This is a genomic window from Maribacter sp. UH1 (genome assembly GCF_056839145.1).
The window spans coordinates 1,302,808-1,324,783 of record NZ_CM166387.1 but is presented as its reverse complement, the minus strand read 5'-3'; the positions used below and the strand labels follow the sequence as shown (position 1 = coordinate 1,324,783).

The 21,976-nt window shown below is 35.8% G+C and carries 21 protein-coding genes; 5 read left to right on the top strand and 16 right to left on the bottom strand.

Annotation, left to right across the window (positions count from 1 at the left end):
• The first annotated feature begins 390 nt into the window (after window positions 1-390).
• From UH1x_RS05815 to UH1x_RS05800, 4 genes are all read left to right on the top strand, one after another.
• The gene (locus UH1x_RS05815) at window positions 391-2,706 is read left to right on the top strand and encodes a glycoside hydrolase family 113 (RefSeq protein ID WP_482625725.1); all 2,316 of its coding nucleotides are present in this window, start codon (window positions 391-393) and stop codon (window positions 2,704-2,706) included.
• A 248-nt stretch (window positions 2,707-2,954) separates the two neighbouring features.
• Window positions 2,955-3,338, top strand: coding sequence for a hypothetical protein (locus UH1x_RS05810; RefSeq protein WP_482625724.1), 384 nt, complete (start codon window positions 2,955-2,957; stop codon window positions 3,336-3,338).
• Window positions 3,339-3,458: 120 nt separating this feature from the next.
• Window positions 3,459-4,493 (top strand): sensor histidine kinase, encoded by a 1,035-nt coding sequence (locus UH1x_RS05805; protein ID WP_482625723.1) that lies wholly within the window; start codon window positions 3,459-3,461, stop codon window positions 4,491-4,493.
• Window positions 4,490-5,251, top strand: a complete 762-nt coding sequence (locus UH1x_RS05800; protein WP_482625722.1) for a LytR/AlgR family response regulator transcription factor — start codon at window positions 4,490-4,492, stop codon at window positions 5,249-5,251. Before UH1x_RS05805 ends, UH1x_RS05800 begins: the two co-directional genes overlap by 4 nt.
• Before the next feature lie 11 nt (window positions 5,252-5,262).
• Here the strand turns inward: UH1x_RS05800 and UH1x_RS05795 are convergent, their stop codons facing one another.
• The 3 genes from UH1x_RS05795 to UH1x_RS05785 all read right to left on the bottom strand — a co-directional run bounded on the left by UH1x_RS05795 (window position 5,263) and on the right by UH1x_RS05785 (window position 8,018).
• Window positions 5,263-5,781 carry a hypothetical protein gene (locus UH1x_RS05795; RefSeq protein WP_482625721.1) on the bottom strand — a complete coding sequence of 173 codons (519 nt, stop codon included), beginning with the start codon at window positions 5,779-5,781 and terminating at the stop codon, window positions 5,263-5,265.
• A 4-nt stretch (window positions 5,782-5,785) separates the two neighbouring features.
• Window positions 5,786-6,286 (bottom strand): hypothetical protein, encoded by a 501-nt coding sequence (locus UH1x_RS05790; RefSeq protein WP_482625720.1) that lies wholly within the window; start codon window positions 6,284-6,286, stop codon window positions 5,786-5,788.
• Between the two features lie 493 nt (window positions 6,287-6,779).
• Complete coding sequence (locus UH1x_RS05785; RefSeq protein WP_036156723.1) at window positions 6,780-8,018, bottom strand: DUF2130 domain-containing protein; 1,239 nt, start codon at window positions 8,016-8,018, stop codon at window positions 6,780-6,782.
• A gap of 175 nt (window positions 8,019-8,193) precedes the next feature.
• On the opposite strand from UH1x_RS05785, the gene UH1x_RS05780 reads away from it, so the two are divergent.
• Window positions 8,194-8,328: a hypothetical protein gene (locus tag UH1x_RS05780; protein WP_262493322.1), complete on the top strand. Its 135-nt coding sequence runs from the start codon at window positions 8,194-8,196 to the stop codon at window positions 8,326-8,328.
• Between the two features lie 14 nt (window positions 8,329-8,342).
• Here UH1x_RS05780 and UH1x_RS05775 read toward each other — a convergent pair whose 3' ends face one another.
• The 13 genes from UH1x_RS05775 to UH1x_RS05715 form a co-directional block, all read right to left on the bottom strand.
• Window positions 8,343-8,879, bottom strand: coding sequence for a DinB family protein (locus tag UH1x_RS05775; RefSeq protein ID WP_482625719.1), 537 nt, complete (start codon window positions 8,877-8,879; stop codon window positions 8,343-8,345).
• A gap of 29 nt (window positions 8,880-8,908) precedes the next feature.
• On the bottom strand, window positions 8,909-9,415 hold the full coding sequence (locus UH1x_RS05770; protein ID WP_482625718.1) for a hypothetical protein: 507 nt from the start codon (window positions 9,413-9,415) through the stop codon (window positions 8,909-8,911).
• Between the two features lie 141 nt (window positions 9,416-9,556).
• Window positions 9,557-10,798: an alginate lyase family protein gene (locus UH1x_RS05765; RefSeq protein ID WP_482625717.1), complete on the bottom strand. Its 1,242-nt coding sequence runs from the start codon at window positions 10,796-10,798 to the stop codon at window positions 9,557-9,559.
• Window positions 10,799-10,925: 127 nt separating this feature from the next.
• Window positions 10,926-11,621 carry a class I SAM-dependent methyltransferase gene (locus tag UH1x_RS05760; RefSeq protein WP_482625716.1) on the bottom strand — a complete coding sequence of 232 codons (696 nt, stop codon included), beginning with the start codon at window positions 11,619-11,621 and terminating at the stop codon, window positions 10,926-10,928.
• Entirely contained in the window at window positions 11,622-12,209 is a 588-nt protein-coding gene (locus tag UH1x_RS05755; protein WP_482625715.1) for a hypothetical protein, read from the bottom strand.
• A 173-nt stretch (window positions 12,210-12,382) separates the two neighbouring features.
• Complete coding sequence (locus UH1x_RS05750; RefSeq protein ID WP_482625714.1) at window positions 12,383-13,228, bottom strand: hypothetical protein; 846 nt, start codon at window positions 13,226-13,228, stop codon at window positions 12,383-12,385.
• Between the two features lie 682 nt (window positions 13,229-13,910).
• Window positions 13,911-14,609: a hypothetical protein gene (locus tag UH1x_RS05745; protein ID WP_482625713.1), complete on the bottom strand. Its 699-nt coding sequence runs from the start codon at window positions 14,607-14,609 to the stop codon at window positions 13,911-13,913.
• 451 nt (window positions 14,610-15,060) lie between these two features.
• Window positions 15,061-15,285, bottom strand: a complete 225-nt coding sequence (locus UH1x_RS05740; protein WP_482625712.1) for a hypothetical protein — start codon at window positions 15,283-15,285, stop codon at window positions 15,061-15,063.
• A gap of 529 nt (window positions 15,286-15,814) precedes the next feature.
• Complete coding sequence (locus tag UH1x_RS05735) at window positions 15,815-16,198, bottom strand: endonuclease domain-containing protein (RefSeq protein ID WP_482625711.1); 384 nt, start codon at window positions 16,196-16,198, stop codon at window positions 15,815-15,817.
• A 183-nt stretch (window positions 16,199-16,381) separates the two neighbouring features.
• Complete coding sequence (locus tag UH1x_RS05730) at window positions 16,382-18,142, bottom strand: serine hydrolase (RefSeq protein WP_482625710.1); 1,761 nt, start codon at window positions 18,140-18,142, stop codon at window positions 16,382-16,384.
• Window positions 18,143-18,281: 139 nt separating this feature from the next.
• A complete protein-coding gene (locus UH1x_RS05725; RefSeq protein WP_482625709.1) occupies window positions 18,282-19,556 on the bottom strand; it encodes a metal-dependent hydrolase family protein in 1,275 nt (424 codons plus the stop codon).
• A gap of 861 nt (window positions 19,557-20,417) precedes the next feature.
• The gene (locus tag UH1x_RS05720) at window positions 20,418-20,930 is read right to left on the bottom strand and encodes a membrane protein (protein ID WP_036156706.1); all 513 of its coding nucleotides are present in this window, start codon (window positions 20,928-20,930) and stop codon (window positions 20,418-20,420) included.
• 165 nt (window positions 20,931-21,095) lie between these two features.
• Entirely contained in the window at window positions 21,096-21,971 is an 876-nt protein-coding gene (locus UH1x_RS05715) for a sugar phosphate isomerase/epimerase family protein (RefSeq protein ID WP_482625708.1), read from the bottom strand.
• Between the last annotated feature and the right edge of the window lie 5 nt (window positions 21,972-21,976).

Sequence of the window (21,976 nt, the reverse complement as noted above, 5' to 3'; positions counted from 1 at the left end):
TTTTAAAACTAATTCGTTCAAGCAAAATGTATTGTCAGCTCGAGTGTTTTTGAAAGAAGCGTAGCGTTTTTTAAAAATGTATCGAGAACAGGTCTAGAACATGCGAGTTTATAGATACCCTCCTCAACGGCGGGCAGGCAAATTTCTACGTGCCTTGAAATTCACTCGAAGTGACATTTGAGATAGACAAAGAAGAGTTAATGAATAGGAATCGTATGGTCAGTGCCGGTCTTTTAGTAAAAGAGTGCCGCATGTTTTCAAATGAGTATTTAGAAGAGGTTTGGTTCACGCTTTTACACAAACCCTTTTTAAAAGTTAAATAACGTATGAAACAGATGTAGGTTTTACAGTTTTGCTATCTTAAACAATAGTTTTCCCATTGTTGTATTTATGAAGAAGAAATATCTCTTAGTAGCTTTATTTGTTGTCGTTGGTATTGTTGGTTTTGCCGGTGTAGAATACTTTCCGGTAGCTGAAAATAATGACATTTCTACTACTTTAGATTCAGTTGCTACGCGTAGGGATCTGCGCAGAAGTTTTTTTGATAAAAGAGAGATTTTAGTGGTCTATGGAGCAAAGGATGAGGCATTGCAAGAGCAGTATAAGAATATACTTCATGAGCTCTCTTTGTTAGATGTTACTAGGTCTAGACGCAGTGCTAAGGTAAAGTACATAAGTGCAGAAGAGGTAACTGAAGAATCACTGAACAATAGTATCGTGTTTTTAGTAGGTGCTGTTGAAGAAAATTCGTTAATAAAAAAGTACATGAGCGATACGCCTTTTCAAGTATCGGACTCAGAAATTAAAATAGGTGAAAGACAAGTTCCCAATAATAATTCAATATTGGGGGTTTGTTTTTATCCAAGTCCCACGGACCCAAAAATTCCTTTCAGCTTTTTGACCGGTACAGATGCCCAAGAAGTTTTTATGGTATTTGCTGAAAAAGTAGCTGAACGAGGTTTGTCTTTCTACCGTCAGAATTTGGAGTATGAAGTATATGAGAATAATGAGCGCTTGGTCATGGGAGATTTCAATGCAGATTGGGGAATAGAGTGGTCTACATTTTTTAATTTCGCAACAGGTACCAGGGTTTTATTAGACACCGACGATTTTAAATTTATTGACCACCAAAAAGCTATTAAGGCAGATGATGTAGCTCATTGGGTAGCTAATGTAACAGCAACTAAAGCAAAAGTCGTTAATTTTGTAAACGGAAAAAATACACCTAAAATCACTTATAACTTCTATACCTGTACGGAAGAAAAAGGTTTAATGACGGGTAACACCGATCACTCTACTTTTGATACGATTACAAATTCCGTACATACCATAGTCAATAAGATATACACAAATAATAATATAGGTAGAGACAATGCCCTATTGCTGCACCATTTAATTGGAGAGAGTGCAAAGGACATTATTACTTATGGGCTCCCTATTTATTTTACTGATACTTGGCAAATGAGGGGTTACAAGTATTGGGCTGCACGCTTGGTAGAATCTGAGAATACATTTACCATATCAGAACTACTTGATAATTCTTTTATGGACATGGAATCTTCACTTATTAGAGATTGCATGGCAGGTGCTTTTACAGATTTTTTAATAAAAACCTGGGGTAAAGACACCTACCTAAAACGATACAAAAATCTTTCACTTTCAGATCGTGAAGAAAAATCTTTAGAAATAAAGTGGAAAGATTACCTAAGGGAGTTACCAAAAGCACACCCTAAGAAAAAAACGGAAAAGAAAAAATTACCTTACTTAAAAGGCTTCAATTTTGCACATGAAGGGTATAGCATTTATAATGGCTACGGCTCACAAAAGGCAACAGAATCTTTATTGAAGCAAAAGAACATGGGTAGTAATGCCATGGCAATTGTGCCGTATACAGGTATTAACGATATAAATACACCTACACCTCTACATTTTAGTGATAATGCCGGTAGTGAAAATGATGATGCCGTTGTGCATGCTGTTTCTATGGCAAGGGATATGGGCATGTATACCTTGTTGAAACCTCAGATTTATGTGGGTGGTAGCTGGCCAGGCGGAATAGATATGCCTACAGATGCCCAATGGGACAAATTTCATGATTACTATTATCGCTGGATTCGCCACTACGCCTTCTTGGCGGAAATTCATGAAATGGACGCGCTGTGTATTGGCGTAGAGTTTACCAAAGCAACATTATCCCAACCAGATGCTTGGCGTGAGATGATTAAGAAAACGAGGGCATTATATTCTGGACAACTGACGTATGCCGCTAATTGGGGAGCTGAATTTGAGCAAATAGAATTTTGGGACGATTTAGATTTTATTGGTTTAAACTCTTATTATCCGTTGAGTAAAAAGGACAATCCTACCGATGAGGAATTGCGACTTCAGTTTGATACGGTAAAGACGAAGATCAAAAAAGTATATGATCAATTTAAAAAGCCTATTGTTTTTACTGAAATTGGATTTAGAAGTGTAGATACCCCATGGAAGAACCCGCATGCAGAGGCAGACGATACCATTAATGAAGAAGCGCAAAGTAGATCTTACGAAGTTATCTTTGAAGGCATAAAAGATGAGCCATGGTGCCAAGGTATACTTTGGTGGAAATTCCCTAGCTACATCGAATACCGTGGTGAGCATAACAATGCCTTTACGCCCAATAATAAATTGGCAGAAGAAACTGTGCGAGATTGGTTTACTAAATAGTAATCTCTAGCGTTAAAGATGTTTATACAATTAGTTTGTATGTGCCTGATTAGGTGAAATTAGCATCCCGCTCATTCTTATTTTTTTCGTTTTTCAATACATTTTCATTTTATGGGAAAACTTCATTATGCGCTATGGTTGTTTTATGTGGCAATATAGACGGTTGGGTTACTAATCTCAACTGCGAGCTATATTCCGCAATATCTTTGGGGTATAGAAACAATTCTAAAAACTTAAAAACATACATAATGAAAAACATTAAAATTTTATCTGCAGTGGTCGTCGTGGCCTTCACCTTTATGTCATTTAAAGGAATTCAAAAACATAAAGAAACCGAGAAGGCGGAAATCGCTGCCATTTTCGATGATTGTGTTATCGATTTAGAAGCGCAGTTAGAAGCTTCTTTAGAGATGGATAAATTGAATGCTAACGATATTCAAGTATTGGAAATTAACGAAGAAATAGATTTAGGCTTTGATGCATTTGAATATTTGCCTTTAGATTTTGATGCCTATGCTGGTACAGATTTAACAGGAGAGGATTTTGAAATATTTGACAACGAAGAAGTAGTGGATTTAGGTTTTGATGCTGAGGCATATTTGCCAACAGATTTCAATGCTTATGCACTTTAAAAAGTTAGTGTAGTTTAAATGAAGTTGGTCTTTGCTTAGGGTGAAGACCAACTTTTTGTGCACTACGGTTACAAACGTTTATTAGGTATATTTGAGATATACCATTAGAAAAGAAGTTACATGACATTGACAAAAGTTAAACAGGGCGAGGTTATTAAAACGGCCCTGTTATTAGGTATTCTGGTTTCGCTCCCTAAAACTATCTATTTATATAATGGTATTATGGAGGGGAATTTAGATTTCTCTATGTCTTGGGTAACAGATTTTTTATACCGTTACCTATTTTTTTATTGCTTTTCTTGGTTGGTCATTCAGCTGAACGCCAATATTGATTATGACAGTTTTAAATGGTCTCCCATTCTAAAATGGATCGTCATATTGGTCATTAATGTAGTGTTGCTTTTTGCGGTCATAAAAGTGATAAAGGCATTTTATCCATTGATAAATGGTAGAGAATTAAAACCGAATGAAGAGGGCTGGATCAATTTTACGTTTATCAATCTGTCCATTGTTTTATTTTTTATCGCTCGCTTGTTACGTGTAAGTACAGATAAGCAGGAAAGCAGAATAGAGAACGAGCAATTAAAACAGCAGAATTTAGAGAATGAATTGGCAGCCTTAAAAAACCAGATCGACCCTCACTTTTTATTCAATTCTTTGAACTCTCTGTCGTCTTTGATTAGAGATAATGAAAATGCTACCAAATTTGTAAACAAGCTGTCTTACATGTATCGCTATATATTGCAGAGTAGCGAAACTAATTTGGTGCCTGCAAAAGAAGAACTCAAATTTTTAGATTGCTATACCTTTTTAATGAAAACCAGGTATAGAGACCGTATTGAGATAGACGTAAATATCGATGAAGAATTTATGGACATGAAAATTCCGCCATTGGCATTGCAATCATTGGTAGAAAACTCAGTTAAGCATAATGAAATATCATCGACAAACCCATTAACGGTAAAAGTATATTCTAACGGAGAATCTTTAGTGGTTGAAAACCCTATTCGTAGCCGAAGTACTATGGCAGAAGGTATGGGTACCGGACTCTATAATCTTAAAAAGCGGTATTCCCTTTTATTGAAAAAAGAAGTGTTGGTCAGTACCGATAATGATATCTTTAAAGTAGAACTGCCTTTAAAGCAACCTGAATGAAAGTAATATTAGTAGAAGACGAGCTTGCCGCTAGCGATAACCTAGCATATCTATTGACGAAAATCAATCCTGACATAGAGGTTATTGAGGTTTTAGATACCGTAAAGGCAACTGTTGCTTATTTCTCAAAACCGCATGAAGGTGTTTTGGTATTTATGGATATTCATTTGGCAGACGGTATCTCGTTCGAAGTTTTCGATCAAGTAGAAATCAATATTCCCATCATATTCACTACGGCTTATGACCAATATGCATTAAAGGCATTTAAAGTAAATAGCATTGATTATTTATTAAAGCCCATAGACCAAGAAGAACTGTCAGACGCATTAGATAGATTCCAAGCTCAAAATCATAATAATGGAATCGATGAAAATCAAATGCAAAGCTTAATGCACTTAATACAGCATAAATCGGTCAATTTTAAACAGACGTTCTTAGTAGGTTTGGGAGACCAATTAATACCCGTAAAAACTGCAGATATTGCCTATTTCTTTATAGATACAGGTCTTGTAAAAGCCGTAACGGTACAAGAACGTTCTTATGTAATAGATGATAAATTAGAAGATATAGAAGAAGCTTTGGATCCAGAAGTATTCTATAGGGCTAATAGACAATTTATTTTACGTAGACAAGCCATAACCGCCATTAAATTCCATTTCAACAGTAAGTTGTTGGTAGATGTTCATCCCGTATGTCATGAACCTATAGTAGTCAGCAAGGCAAAAGCATCGGAATTTAAGAATTGGGTAGGAAAATAACTTTTAGTGTATTAGGGTATAGTGCTAATTTTATAAAATTTCCAATCGCCATCGGTTGTTTTTTCAAATGAAAACATATGTTGCCCACCTTCAAAAAATGCAGTAGGTGGGGTAGTGGTAACCAGTATATAGGTGTATACTATTCCGTTTGTTTCTTCCCTGGAAATAACCGTTTCATTTTCCTGAAGGATGTTTATAAATTTAGGATTGAATAGAATGTCATAATCATTGGCGATAAAACTATCTATGGGAATATAGATGAGGTCATCATAAATTTTATCGTACCAAAGCGAATCATTTTCTCGTAAGAAGTTCATTTGTTGTGCTTCGGATGGCGTATTCTCCAAACAATCATAACAACGAATAGTCTCCCCAGATATATTCTTAAAAGCTTCTTTATCCTCAGCTGCTAAATTAGATAAAAAGGATGTCCACATAACCGTTACATCATCACCTGATGCATTCTTTTCTTGTTGGCATGATACGGAAGTGATAGTGAGTAGTAAAAAAAGTGATAGACTTATTTTCATAGTATTATTCTGAAGAATCTTCAACTGGCTTTTTACCGTTCTGTTTTGGAATAATTTCTACTGTAAGTTGATTGTTTTCAATAGAAATGACTTTAAATTTTAGTTTCTCAAACTTTTCAGGTGATCCCCAGCTGGCATATTCATCAGGGTCAAGTTTCTTTAACTCTTTCAACCATTCATGACCAGAATATAAACTTGCTATTCTTGAGTTTTCATCAAATTCCCAAGTACCTTTTTCTGTAAATGTAGTAAAGCATGCTAGAGGACCAGTACTTTCATGTTCACTCTCATTAAATGCGAGGAGAGAAATTTTAGACCCAAATTTTACATTTTCATGGGCTACGTCATCACAAGATTTATATACTACAATATGGTTAGAAGGTCTTATTTTCTTTTCCAGCACCCAACATCCATATAAATCAAATTCAGAAATTGATGATTCTTGGGCATTGCTGCTTATCACTGAAAGTATAAAAATTATACTAAGAAATATAGATTTCTTCATACTTATTCATGCATCAAAAATTACACCACAAAATGATATGTTGTTTGGGTACCTGAAATGTATTTATTTTATTTTTTCATCAAAATACGTAACAATTCGAGTGAAAATGCTACATATAGGTGTAAATAACTATCAATTTGGTCCAAAAGTGCCAAAACACCTTAAAACATAAACAATGAAATTCTTAAAATATTTTATACTTGCGGTCGGTATTTTAGGCCTGGTAGCAACCCTATTAAATGTGTTTTATTTTAAAGATACATCAAGTAGTAATTTCGGGAGTTTTATTAGCTGCATATATCTAATTTTCATCTCTTTTAGATTTGAGAAAATGATTACTTGGCTAAATTCCAAACTAAATAAAGCTTAGCGCCTAACGCTAAACTCAATGCGCGGCACGCTTAGTGCATAATTTATTAAGGGATTTGTGCATAGCGCAAAGTGAAATACATTATTTTACCAACAACCAACAACCAACAACCAACAACTAAAACTAATCGTCTATCTCCGCATCCGGCAAATCAAGGATGGTAGAGGTAGATAGTGAGTTTCCGGCAATTCCTTTAATAGAACCAAAGAGCACGTTTATATTTTCTTGAACACCCCAAATTTGCTTCTCTCGCACGGCAAAATTCTTGTATGCCGCTTTCTTTTCGTAGTTCAATTGTTTAATCATAGAATCATAGTTTTCTATAATTCTATTAATGTTCTGCACAAACTCGTTACTGGTCAAATAAGAATACAGCAGTTCCATCTTATCACCTTTGTTTTCATCCGAAGATTTTATGGACTGTGTTTTTAAAAGTAGCTCACGCAATACGAGCGATACACTCTTTACTTCATTGAATCCGCAGATCCAAACACCGTTTTTCTCACCAAAACGGTCCATATCCGGCGGAAAGGTTTCTGTAACAATTACCGCAATATCTGCCTTGCAATTAATTTGATCTTGTTTTAACTTATTAATCCAGTCGTTACTGAAATTTTTGGTACGCTTACTTTCATAGACAATAGAACCACAGGTCTGTTGCAGCGAGTTGATGACGGTCTGTATACAATCTGCACCACGAATACCTTTACCTACTTCATCTATATTATCAAAAGGGTAGGTGCTGCGCAATAATTCTTCTAATGCCAGTTCTTGTATTTCGCCTTGCATTTGCATAGAACCTTGCTCTGCCTTGCGCTTCATTTCATCAATAAGCTTCTTTTGGTCGTCTAGCTGTTTCTGGTATTCTTTCTCTTTTAGCGCCATGGCTTCGCGCTCTTTTGCCTTTGCCTTTTCTTCAATGACCGATTGTTTCTCCAGCAATTCTTTCTGCACGTTCATCTTAAGCTCTTCGGCTTTTTCCTTTAATTCGTTCTCACGTTTTAAAAGGTCGATCTCTTGTGCACGTAGCGCTCTGTTCTCTTCTTTCTTTTTTTCGTTCTCTTGTTGCAGGGCTTTTAACTTTTGCTCAAAAGACTCATTGGTCTGTAGCTGTATTTTTTCAGATTCTTTAGCAAGGCGTTGTGCCAGCTTCTCTTTAAAAAGCTCGTTTTCCTTCTCTTTCTTTTTCTCGAATTCTTCTACTTCAATTTCAAGCTTTCTACGTTCTTTATTGAATTTTTCTGCCTGCTCCGCAACTTTACGTTCGTATTCAGCCTTAAAATGAGCCTGCATTTTGCCGGAAAGCGCCTCTTCAACATCAAACTCATGCCCACAATTGGGACATTTAATTTTATCTACCATTTTCTAAAAACCATTTTCAACTATAAAAATACAGAACCCATACCAAGCCTACAACGTTTGGCGGCACTCAAATGAAATGAAAATTTATTTGTTGCGTAGTATTTTGATTTCCTGACAATTGTCATAGAACATCTTGCAACTACATTCTATTTTTGTGTTAATAAAATTACCGACTATGACCTCATTACATCTACCCTTGGTAAACTGGAGCAACGGCGTTATTATGATCGCTGTATTTGCAGCCGTGTGTTTAACCCTTGTTGGCATTGTACTAATGCTAATGAACGGTGATAAGAAAAAAGAAGAATAACTTCTCTTACACTGCTATTGATATAATACGTACCGTGGCGGCGTAAGTCCGTTTAGGCGCATGTAAACCAACATTTGCCCTCTGTGGTGTGTAATATGGTCTGCCAGCAGCATATAAATTTGTCGTTTAGAGCGTGTAAGTCCAAAATAATCCAATTCGGTATCTAACTGTTCAGGAGACACATCTTTTAAAAGCGCAATGGCTTCGGTAAACGTTTGGTCTATACGAGCCATCATTTCAGCCTTTGTTTTGTTGGCAGGTTTAAAAACGGTGTCCGTTTGGTATACGCGTGCTTCTCGGTCGCCAATGAGTGACTGACTATGCCAATCTAGCGCAAAACCAATATGCATTAAATTTTCGGCAAAGGTCAAGGACTCCTCTGTTGCTTTATACCCATATTTCTCTTCGGGCATCATATCGGCTACCAATAACAAGTACTTACGTGAGTTCTCTAATCTTTCTATGGCGTCCTCAATGAATTTGTCTTGTTGGGCTATAAGACAAGTTGTTGTAAATAAGAGGAAGGTGATAAGTGTGATTGTTTTTTTCATGATGATTGATGATGAGGTGAACAACTAATTTACTTCATTTGGGACAATGCACAGCCATTTTCACGTTCTTCTTGAGTTAATGTCCAAATATTGATGACTTTTTCAGTTAAGTTATTTTCATTATTTGGGGCTACCAGTTCAACTTCTGCAATACTTTCTGTAGCAATGGTATACGTGTCATGTTCCAATAAATAACCATTTACATATACAGGGTTATTTTCATTTAAATCCAGAAAGGTGTTCAGCTCAGCTTGTGTTTTATATGAAGGATTATTTTTTAAAGTGAGTAATAAAATACCACCTGCAGTTAGATTATAATGTTCCTGTTTTTCTCTGCTAGGTTTTTCTATTAGCACACGTACATCGGTAATGTCTTCCTTTGAATTGATGATATTTTTATTGGCAATGATATGCTCGTCAATCAATAGCATTGGGCAGTTGATTTTTGCTGCCTGTGGGAGTTTATTGAAACTGTCTTGGGCATAAGCGCTTAAATAGAATAGGGTAAATACTAAGAAGATATAGTTTCTTTTCATAACGAAATTGGATTGGGATGCTCCACTAATGTATTCTATTTTTCAAATGCGACTGTTCGTTAAACTAATTCAATGTATATGCTCTGTAATTTACAATATCTATAAAAAAGAGGCCGCCTAACTATTTAAAAAGAACAAGATTTACCACCCTTCAGGCAATGGGTCTAATAACTGTACTATGGGCGATGGTAATTGGTCTCCCGGTAATTTATGCAGAATATGGGCAAATTCACGCTCCTGAAATCCAAGGGCTGCATTCCAATATAACTCGTTGGCTCTTCCGGTACGCAGCGGTCTAATTTGACTGCCAGGCCATTCTTCTTCACCCAGAATAAAAGGTGTAATGTAATCTATGGCAAGTCGTATACTTCTGCCTTCGGTACTGCGATAGGCAAAAAGGTCAAAATCAAGATGGCGACCAAGGCGGGCAACACCTACTAGCGCACGTGCACCGTAAATACTATAGCTTAATGCATTTGTACGAATAAGTTCTTGCGGTTGGCGACCATCTATAAAAACCTGTCCAAAAATACGTGCAGGCATGCGTTCAAGAAAAGCACGTGCAATATCAGGTTTTTCACCGTAGAGCGAAAAGAGAATAAGATGTTGATTATACCAGGCACCATGGTTATTAGGTTGCATAGCTTCTTCAATACCTTCCGGACTTTCCACCATCCAGGTGGCTAATTCGCCAAACCATTTACGCAGTTCGGTTTGGTCTTTAGCTGTCCATCCAGAAAAGTCCTCTAGCAAAATGGCGCAATCAACCACCCAATCCATTCGGTTAGATTCTAGTATACCACCACTACTGTTATAGTCGTGACCACGGCGTTTTTGACCAAATCGAAAATTAGGGTTCATCTTAGTTTCAGAATCTAAATACCAAGCACGAATTTGTTCTACGGCACGTTCGGCATATTTTTCTTCGCCCGTGAAATACCAAGCAGGAACAAGAGATGTTACCGCCTTGTTCATTGCCTCAAGCCTAGAGACATCAGAAGTGCGGCGGTCTGGGTTAGTAACTCCGTCGCGCCAAATGTAAGGTCCATCAGGGTTTTCAGCATCTGGCCACCAATATGGGCTGTAGCTGAAGTAATCATGAGCGTCGCCACTTGGTGGCAAAGCACCTTCTGCTACTACATTTACAATAGGTTGCTCAAGCGCGGCATCTGCTTCTGTAACAATTTTTTTCAAAGCTGCCACCAAAACAGCATTACCCGCTGCAAGTTCTTTTTTTATTCTTGGAAGCTGATCACCTTGACCCAGTAATAAAGAGGGTGTTGTACTAGGTTCGCTGTTTTGGGCGAAAGCGAATGTTGTCAATAGCATGCATACTAATGAAAGAAAAGGGTAACGCAACCGTTGCTTTTGCAGAATATTCATGATGTAATTTTAATAACAAGTTTAAAATGAAAACTTAGCTTTGTTAGGGCTGACTATTTAAATTAATAGCTTTTACGGAAAGATTTAAATTTTGATTCTAAATCTAATATCTATTCGTGCAGCATTACTATTTCTCAATTTCAAAATATAAAAAACGAGGGTACCACATTTTGTCAACAGGGTTTCTTAATTCTTGCATTATATTTATTTTCATATTGTTTTTAGAAAATAAATCTATATAGAAATTTATTGGTCGATGGAAATGTGTTGTTTTAAAGCCTGAAAATATTGTGTTTGTGGTTTTATATGTTTTTGTTATTTTTTGCTCTTCAAAATAGTTAAAATCTGAATCATTATAATAACTCCAATATATAGGCCAAAAACAAGGATGAGTTATTGTTATTAAGATTTTTCCTCCGATTTTTAGATTTTTGCATATCATTTTAAAGTTTTCATGAATATTTTCAGTATCCATTAAGGACATATTGGCAACAATTAAGTCAAAATCTTTCTCAAATTTTATGGTTTTTAATGCTTTATCTATAAAACTTAAAAAATCATTTTTGAAGTATTCTCTTGCTAATTGAATAGAATATTGACTTATGTCAAGTCCTATTGTAGAGATTTGTAGTTTTGAAATTTCATTAGTCAACTCACCAGTCCCACAACCGAAATCTAAAATTGACGATACCTCTTTAGTTTTTGATTTAATGTTATTAATTATAATTGGTAGTAGAACCTTATTATAGCTTATGTCATTACCTGCCATACGGTCTAAAAGCCTTTTTTTAGCTATATTGTTCCATTCTTCTGTTGTATTCATTTAATTCAAAGATTTTATAATATTAACTAAATCTTCTGCCAAATAATATTCAATAGTTTGCTTGGTTGTATATTCCGTAATTATATGATTGTGTTTATCATCTTTTCTTCCAATAGCCACTCTGGAGCTATTACTTGAATAATTAATAAAAGTAAATCTAGATTTCGGTACATATTCTAATTTTTCATAAGTATAAACTTCAGCTCCTTCTTGTTTTAATATCGTAGTTAATTCATTCATTTTTGGTTGACAAATGATTAGTTCACCTTTCTTCGCTTTTTTAAGAAGTTCAATTTTCATTTTACTGTTATCCACCCAACTCATATCTCTTGTAAAGATTACAGTCCTTCCAGTTTTTTTAATCCATTTCTCCATAAATCTATTAATTTCTTCATCATTTTTGTATTTTTTAGGTCCAGAAAACAATTCGATTAAAAAGTAAACTATAAGTATTAATATACTTATAGATATAAATATTATTTGTGTAGGTGTTGGTTCAAAATACTGAAGGTTAGATAGTTGATATAAGAATACTAAAATCCCAACTAAAGCGGATAAATTTCCAATAATTCTAAATGTTTTGTTCATTGTAATTTTTGAGTTACTATTGTTTTTCAAATTGGATACAAACGTCTCGACTAATTCAGTTGTATAAGGGGGATTTTAATTTTATAAATATCCTTTTTACAATAATTCCATAAGTTTTGAAAATCAGGTTTGGTTTTAAATACTAAACTTATATAGTTCAATTAACTGATGATTTATACTAATTCTTTATCAATTGTTATAACCATTAATCCTTCTAAAGTGTATCTTCTGTAGAATTTCATAAATGCCATAAACGCTAAGTATGAAAGTCCGGAAAGTAGAAGGAGAATAGAAACATTGATAAAATTGAACTTTAAATACATATAAACCCTTATGAAAAAATATATTGCTGTAAAATTAAAAATTAAACAAAGCGCCCTTAAAAATCCATACAATGCAACATAATTACTCATTTTTTGTTGATGGTTTTTACTGTTTTCATAAGCATAGTGCGTAGCTATTCTATGAAAATCAAAATTATTTCCTTTTCCATCATTATATTCTTCGTATCCTTTTATTTGATCAAAGCCAAGCTTTGCAACTAAACGATTCAATTTGAAAATTATAAAAGTTCTAAGAAATTCATCTAATGAAGATGTATAGAATTTCTTAAAACCTAATATTTGACCAAATAAAAAATCAAAAAATACACATGGAAATAGTAGAATTAGCATAACAATTCTCCAGACTATATCTTTCCAGTTTTTCGAGGATTTCCAAAATCCTTGGTGTTCCATGTTTAATAAATATTTGGAAGGATAACTATATCTCCAATTTGCATACTTTTCTATTGTTATAGAGGATGCAAAACTTATTAGATGCCCTAGCGTGTAAGACAAAATGATAAAAAAGAAAATTCCTTCAAATTTAAAACTTGAAAAATTATCAATAAAAGCACTTAGATTTATGGTTTCAGTATTTTTTAAATAGTCAATTATTAGGTAAGCATATATTAATATGGAACCAGGAATCAAATAACCTAAGAAGTCATAAACTGAAAATGGATTTTGTTTTATCATATTAGGATTTTCTTAAATAATCGTCACAAATGACTTTTAGTATTGTTTCTAGTATTTAGATTAACCAAGATTTATGACAATAGTTTATTTAAAACTGTATTCAGCTTTTATAAGTTTGTGCAAGGGTATTAGGGGGAGTATACTTTTCTTGGAACTGCAATATAAAGAAGTTTGCGGTACATTTTCTTACGGGTTTCCGTAAAACTGTCAGAAAAATAAAAGAGGTGTAAAGAGAATATAACGAGCTGCGTTTGTAATTGAAGTTAGTACACCGTAGCACCCACCCCTCAATCCCCTCCCAAGAGGGGAGGTTTTCGTTTTTGGTTGCGGGTTTGTTGGTGGTTGGGAGTTATGTTTTTATAGGGGTTACTTCGTCTGTTTTATCTAAAAAAGTTTATTGAAAGTCAGAAACTGTTCCCCTCCTTGGAGGGGCTAGGGGTGGGTTCTTTTGAGTTAGAATGTTCAATGCAATCTTCGTTACCGTAGCACCCACCCCTCAATCCCCTCCCAAGAGGGGAGGTTTTTGTTTTTGTTTGCGAGTTTGTTGGTTGTTTGTGAGTTGCGTTTTTATAAGAGTTACTTCGTCTGTTTTATCTACAAGGTTTATTAAAAGTCAGAAACTGTTCCCCTCTTGGGAGGGGCTAGGGGTGGGTGTTTTGGGTTAGGGCAGCGTTTCAGCTATTTAATTTCTCATTTCTGTTACTAATTGTTTTGTGGCATTTTTAATAAAAACTTCTAATTCGTTTCTTTCAACTCCTTCGTAACCTTTTTTATCATCATTTGCTTTCTTCTCCCTCTCTCTTCGTAATTCGCTCATAGATTTCGAGATTACACATCCGTTAGTGCATGGGGTATAATTGAATTTATAAACACCCGCGAATTCATTCGAATTTATCATAACTACTTTGAATTCAACCGATGCACCATATTTCTGGTAGGAGTATGACATTTCAATTCTTTCTCGATTTTTTTGGTCATAATATTTATTAGTTTCATACATGATTTGAGGGTTTAATTTGGTCAATTCAATAATCAAGTCGGTATCAGATTTTTCTTTAAGTTGTTTATAATCAATGTTATTTTCGTCATTTTCTATAATCTGGTTGAATAATTGCCTATCTCTAACTATAAATCCACTTGACAAAAGTTGATTTTCAATTGCATTAAAAAGGTAATCGTTATTGTCTCCTTCGGTAACGTTCATTGAAGATTCATTAACTCTTAAAACAACTTTCGGGTTTTTGTTCTCATTCAAAAAATCTTTTAATGATTCTGTTCGTACAATATCGTCTTCTTTTTGAGAGAACTTAAGTGTTTTGGTAACCGCGCAATTTGTAAGGAGCAAACAGGAAAGAGCTAATAAATAATAGTGTTTTTTCATTTTAATTTTTGTTTACATTTTTTAATAGTGTCAAATATGTACCGAAATAGATTTCAGTGTTAATTAAACATTTTACGATAAAGTCAGTAAAAGGAGTTAATCTCTTTTGGTGCTACAAAATAAAGACCTTCGCTTTGCATTTGCTTACGGGTTCCCGTATTCTTAAAATAAAAAGTATCTTTTTTTAAAAGAGATTATGACGAGCTGCGTTTGTAGTTGAAATTAGTACACCGTAGCACCCACCCCTCAATCCCCCTCCAAGAGGGGAGGTTTTCGTTTTTGGTTGCGGGTTTATAAGTGGTTGGGGAGTTATGTTTTTATAATTCCAGCGCTCGCCCCAACCCTAAAGGGTGCCCATGCGCAGTTTGGTATTGATAAATAGTCTTTATCTAAAAAGATGAATAATAATTATAAGCTGTTCCACTCCTTGGAGGGGCTAGGGGTGGGTATTTTATTCTACAATTTCATAATCAATACTAAGCTTTCGCAAAGCACGTAATGCAGAACCGGTATTTTTATCATCCAATTCAATGTCAACGGCATCACCTTCTAAAAGTATATCGGTAAGTTCATTTGCTAACGATGCACTACAGTTAGTTGATATCTCTACAATACAATTGGCAATAGCCCTTCTGTCTGGTCTTGGGGCATCACAAGACAATAAATTGATTTTCATAATTGTAATTTATACATGCAAGATACCAGTGTTGGGTGAGGTAATGGGTATTGGTATGCAATTATTCAATTTTAGTCATAAGCTGTTCCCCTTCTCGGAGGGGCTTGGGGTGGGTCCTATTTAGTTAGTATGTTTAATGAAATCTTCATCACCCGATCACCCATCCCTCAATCCCCTCCCGAGAGGGGAGGTTTTCGTTTTTGGATGGGGGTTTGTTGGTTACATTGGGGAATTGCGTTTTTATAATACCAGCCGCTCGCCCCAACCCTAAAGGGTGCCCACGTGCAGTTTGTTATTGATATGGTCTTAATCTTAGAAGCTTAGTCACAGTCACTATCTGTTCCCTTCTTGGGAGGGGAGGTTTTCGTTTTTGGATGGGGGTTTGTTGGTTACATTGGGGAGTTGCGTTTTTACAATTCCAGCGCTCGCCCCAACCCTAAAGGGTGTCCGCGTGCAATTTGGTGTAGTTATGTGGTCTTAATCTAAGAAGCTTAGTCACAGTCACTATCTATTCCCCTCTTGGGAGGGGCTAGGGGTGGGTTCTTATTTGTTCTAATTTCTCAATTATTACTTTAATCTCTTCTAAAACAAAACCCAAATTATTCTTCACATCAGTATCTGAAAACCTGAGCATATGTACACCTAAAGATTCTAAGCGAGCTTGCCGTTTCTTATCTTTTTCTTCATGTCCTTCTTCAAAATGAATACTGCCATCTACTTCTATTGCGAGCTGAAGATCTTTGCAATAAAAATCAACTATATATTGATCGATAGGAATTTGTCTGCTAAATTTTTGACCTAGCTTTTTACCTTTTATCTCTCGCCATAGCGCGATTTCACCTAGGGTCATGTTGTTTCTTAATGTTTTAGCGAGTTCAACTAAATTTGGGTTATATGGAATTATCTTTCTCATCGTAAGACCCACCCCTTAATCCCCTCCCAAGAGGGGAGAAGTACGTTATTGATTGCGAAATTAGAGTTAGTTGAAACTTCTGTTTTCATAAAATTATTCTTAGAATATATTTTAATTAAAGACGCTAGCTGTTCCCCTCTTGGGAGGGGCTAGGGGTGGGTGATAAAACTAAATAATCTCACACTACTCCACCTTCTTGCCATTTAATTCTTGTCCGCTTTGAAATATGGTCAAACTTTCGATTGCTCCGTTTTCATCTTTTATGAACTGAATTTCAGCGACAACCACTTTATAATAAAAAACTTCGTTCGACTTTGGATAAATTTCTACAGCAGGCTGCCCTGTTGCCTGTGCTTTTAATTGTTTGCCTTCTTTGGTTATGGTGATTTTAAAAGTGGGCATTAATTCATAGACACCTATGTAGCTTTCTAATAGCGCCTCTGGTACTTCGAACTCTTTTGTTAAGTTACTGGTATCGACACCTAATTTTGTAAGCATATCTATGGCATTTTCATTACCAGGATTCATTTCTACCGCTTTAGTGTAGTTCTCTATTGCACCTTTATTATCGCCAGATATCATTAGCGCTTCGGCATAACTATCATATACATTGGCAGATTTTGGATACGCGTCTACGTTCAGTTTAAAAACTTGAATTGCCTCTTTTGTTTTGTCAGATCCTAATAGTTGATATCCTGCTTGGTTCATCTCATTTTCATTGACATCGAAATCTTTGTTGTCCTTATTCTTGTTAAAATACGCAACCCCTGCATCAATGCCTTTCGTTTCTATAACCTCTAAAAGTTTAGATGCTAAAGGAGTTTTAGGGAGGTCATAAGTTTTATCGTTTATAATGCCAAGAATCGATTGTGTGATTTTACCTAATGGGGCACCACCTGTATTATTTAAAAGCACAATCAATGACTTGTCTGAAAGCTGTCTTGAAATTTGCGTGTTGAATCCGTTAATACCGCCACCATGGGTAATTACTGCGATACTATCGGTTGTGTTACCTAGGGCTTCATTGCCAACCATCCATCCGTAGGCATAATAAAAACTGCCAAAAGCGGGTATATGTGGTTTAAAATACATATCCATATATTTTTGGGATAACAATTTGTTGGTATACAATGCCTGGTCCCACAGGTATAAATCTTCTACGGTAGCGTATAGCGAGCCTGCAGCATATGGAATAGACATATCTAGGTAAGGTGAATTGATAAATCCGTTTCCATTATTCTCGTAACCTGTTGCTCTATTTTTTAGGATTTCTGAATGATGATCGAATCCGGATTCCTTCATACCTAATGGAAAAAATATCTTCTCGTCTAGCATTTCTTCATACGTTTTACCGGATAGTTTTTCAATAAGCACTCCCAATAAAAAATAACCGGAATTACTGTAATTGAACTTTTCGCCGGGAGTAAACTCTAGCTCCATATCTTGAAACTTTGTAGTAAACTCTTCTGGGGCGTATGGGTCTCTACTTACGTCTTTGAAAAAGTCGGGAAATGACGTGTAGTTCGGTATTCCAGAGGTATGGGTTAATAAATGGTGGGTGGTAATTTTGTCTCCGTTTTCTTTTGGGTACTTTGGTAAGTAGGTAGTAATAGGTGCCTGTAAATCTATTTTGCCTTCTGCTGCCAATTGTAAAATAAGCATGGCGGTAAATTGCTTGGTTACGGAACCTAGGCGATGTTTGGTATTGGGGCTGTTGGCAATATCCCATTCCATATTCGCCATTCCATATCCCTTTTTAAAAATGACCTTTCCGTCTTTGGCAACTAGGGCAGAACCATTGAATTTATTATAGGCTAGATATTCCTTTAAAAGCTCATCTATCTGTTCGGCGTTCGTTTGGCCAAATGCCATGGTGCCCGTAAATAATAATACTAAAAAGCATAAAAGAAGTGTCTTGATTGATTTGTGATGCGATGATTTCATGATGTTCGTTTTTTAATTGATTGACTATAGTACCAACAAGTATCTTATACTGGATGATTGAGATTCAAATACCGCGACAATTAGGTCGAAATATTATTTATTTTTCAATTCAATATATCGCGGGCTTTCCCGAGATTATTTACTTTTCATTCTTATAAATGATTCCGTCTTTCATAACAAATTTTACATTCTCTAAAGTGGAGATGTCATTTATGGGGTTGGCATCTACGGCAATAATATCTGCCAGTAAACCTTCTTTTACTTCACCACGATCAGTAAGCCCTAGCATTTCTGCACTATTAGTAGTAGCGGTTTTAATTGCTTCTTTAGTACTCATGCCACAGTCAATCAATGCTGCGAATTCAATGGTATTTTTTCCATGAGGGATTATAGGGGTATCTGTACCAAAGGCAATTTTTACATCTGCTTTAATAGCTTTTGTAAGGTTCTGTTTAGCAATTGGCATTACATAGTTTGCTTTGCCGGCCATAACAGGATCCATTTTGTCGATCATAGGCTCGATTATGGTAGCGAGCCCTCTCGTTGGTACTAGGTAAACACCATTTTCTTTCATTAACTGAATACCTTCATCATCAATAATAGATCCGTGCTCAATAGAATACACACCAGCTTTAATAGCTTCTTTGATACCTTCGGTACCATGTGCGTGGGCAGCAACTTTTATATGGTGTCTTGCAGCTTCATCCACAATGGTCTTCATTTCTTCATTACTTAGCTGTTGTGCGCCAATGGCATCTTCCATAGAAAGTACGCCTGCTGTAGCATGCATTTTAATGAATTTTGCCCCATGCTTAATTTGATAGCGTACTGCTTCGATGGCATCATATTTCCCGTTGATGATACCGTCATTTGGACCAACGGTAACTAAACCTTCAGCTAGCCCCAAAGAAATATCTCCGTGTCCGCCACTTATAGAAATCATATGTCCCGATGGGATAATTCTAGGTGCGGCGATCAACCCTTTATCAGAAGCTTCAGAAACGGCAACATCAATAAGCTCTGGTGTTATGTGTAATTGCCCTATACTTCTTATGGTAGTGAAACCGGCCATTAAAGTTTTTTCTGCGTTGACCACAGCCCTTACAGTACCTTGACTAGCACTTTCCTTATAGACATAGTCCCAGCTACCTCTAAAATCGCCATCTAAATGCACGTGCATATCCATTAGTCCCGGTAATAGTATTTTACCCGGTAGGTTTATGGTTTCTAAACCTTCAGGCAATACCTTCGGATTAATAGATTTTATGGTTCCATTTTCGATAAGCAGATTAGCGGGAGAAATTAATTTTCCGGTTCTGACATCTAAATACGAATCTGCTTTAATCAGTTTAGATTGGGCAATTGCGGATAATGTCGCTGTTAAAAGGAGAAGGAGAGATAACAATTGTTTCATATAGAGTTTGGTTTTATATAGTTTTTTTCAAAGAATACAATAACCGTAATTCTTTGATGAAAATAATACTATAAAGTATTAGGGGAGTGGACTTTATTTGCTATAGCAAGATACCAAAGTTTGACTTAAAAAGTTTAATATAAGTCACTGATTATTCCCCTCCTTGGAGGGGCTAGGGGTGGGTTCTTTTTAGTTAGAATGTTCAATGCAATCTTCATCACCCGATCACCCACCCCTCAATCCCCTCCCGAGAGGGGAATTTTTCGTTTTTGGTTGTGGGTTTGTTGGTTGTTTGGGAGTTGCGTTTTTATAATGACGGCGCTCGCCCTGACCCTAAAGGGTGCCCACGCGCAGTTTGGTGTAGTTATGTGGTCTTAATCTAAAAAAAGTTAATTACAAGTCAGAAACTGTTCCCTCCTAGGAGGGGCTAGGGGTGGGTTCTTTTTAGTTAGAATGTTCAATGAAATCTTTGTCATCCGATTACCCACCCCTCAATCCCCTCCCGAGAGGGGAGGTTTTCGTTTTTGGTTGTGGGTTTGTTGGTTGTTTGGGAGTTGGGTTTTTAGAAGAGTTACTTCGTCTGTTTTATCTACAAAGTATGTTTCAAGTCAGAAACTGTTCCCCTCCCGAGAGGGGAGGTTTTCGTTTTTGGTTGTGGGTTTGTTGGTGGTTGGGGAGTTGGGTTTTTAGAAGAGTTATTTTGTCTGTTTTATCTACAAAGTTTGTTTTAAGTCAGAAATTATTCCCCTCCTGGGAGGGGCTAGGGGTGGGTTCTTGATGGTTACAATTTTATCAAAACCAAAAAATCCGCTTTAAAGACCTTTCTTTAAAGCGGATTAAATATCAATTTATCTTATGCTCTTACACGAACAGCAAAATAATGGTTAGAACGATTCCACCAAGTGAAAAGTATAGTCCTTTTTTAAATACAGTAGTTTTAGGCATGAACATCCAAAAGGACGACACTACGAAAAATAGCAATGAGAGTCCGAAAAATATATTCAGAAAATATACAGGGCTATTTGTGGTTGCTTTATGTAAGTGTTCCATCTTATCCAAAATAAAAGGAAGCTCCATTTTTTTAATGGTTGCCATACCTGTTGCGGTATTGTATTCGCCTTGCTTAAAGTAAACAACATCGCCTTCAGTTTTTTGAGGTTTTACACCGCCTTTAATTCGCAATGCACCACTAAGTTCAGCAGTTTTTAAATTAGGTTTTAATTGTTTTTCTATAATCTTTTCACTTTTTAGAAAGTCTGTATTTCTATAGATCATTATAATTCCGCTAATAGAGTACATTGCCATGATACCGGCTAAAAAGAAGCCTAGGTATCTGTGTATAATTCTCATGCGTAAACTTGTGGTCATTTTCATTCTGTACTTTTTTAAAGTTGGTGTTGCGAGTGCAAAAATAGGCACATAAGTTTAAAAGTGATTAAGACAATGTTAAAGATGAAAGGTTTAGTGGGTATGTATAAAAAAGAAAACCCCAAAGAGAAAAATCTCTTCGGGGCAATCTCCGTTGTTTGATAATACTAATTATTTGAAACCTATTTCTTTAATACCTTCATGACTTATTTTAATAGCCTCTAAGGGTTTTAACCCGTCGAAAGTCATATCTTGTTCAACCATATAATATTTCATTCCAGAAAGCTCTTTGTTAGCTAGGATATTTTTAAAGCCTATAGAACCTGTACCCACTGGTGCAAATCTACCTTGCTCATCCATATCTTTAACGTGCCATATTTTAAAACGACCTGGATATTTGTTGAAATAAGCAATAGGGTTGGCACCTGCTTTGGTAACCCAAAATAAATCCATCTGAAAGTTCAATAATTTAGGATCTATATTTTCTAACAAGTAATCTATTGGAACGATACCCGCATCATTTTTCTTGAATTCAAAATCATGATTATGGTACAATAACTTTAATCCTGCTTTATTGGCTTTTTCACCTAAAGTGGTTAAAATTTTAGCTAAATCTTCTACCGTACCTGTCATGCCCATTGTTCTATCTTCTTCATTGAAGGTGAACATACCCATTGGTGGAATAGGCACAACAAAGTATTTAAAACCAGCAGATTTTGCGTCTGCCATCATTTTATCAGCATTGTCAAGAGTAACTGCACTTTGATGCGTGCTAATTGGCTTTAGTTTTAAGGATTTTAATAAACCCTTGAAATCAGCCGGAGTCATACCATAATACTTGCCATCTTCATAACCGGCAGCTTCAATATTTTTATAACCGGCATCAGATACTGCTTGTAAAGTTGCCTTTGCATCTGTACCCATATCATCTCTAACGGTATAAAGAGCAAGACCGCCAAATTTCTTTTGGGCGTAGGTAGTAACCGTTCCCAGCATAAAAAGGGCAATTACGGAGCATTTAAAAAAGTTGTTAGTTGAAATTTTCATTGTTG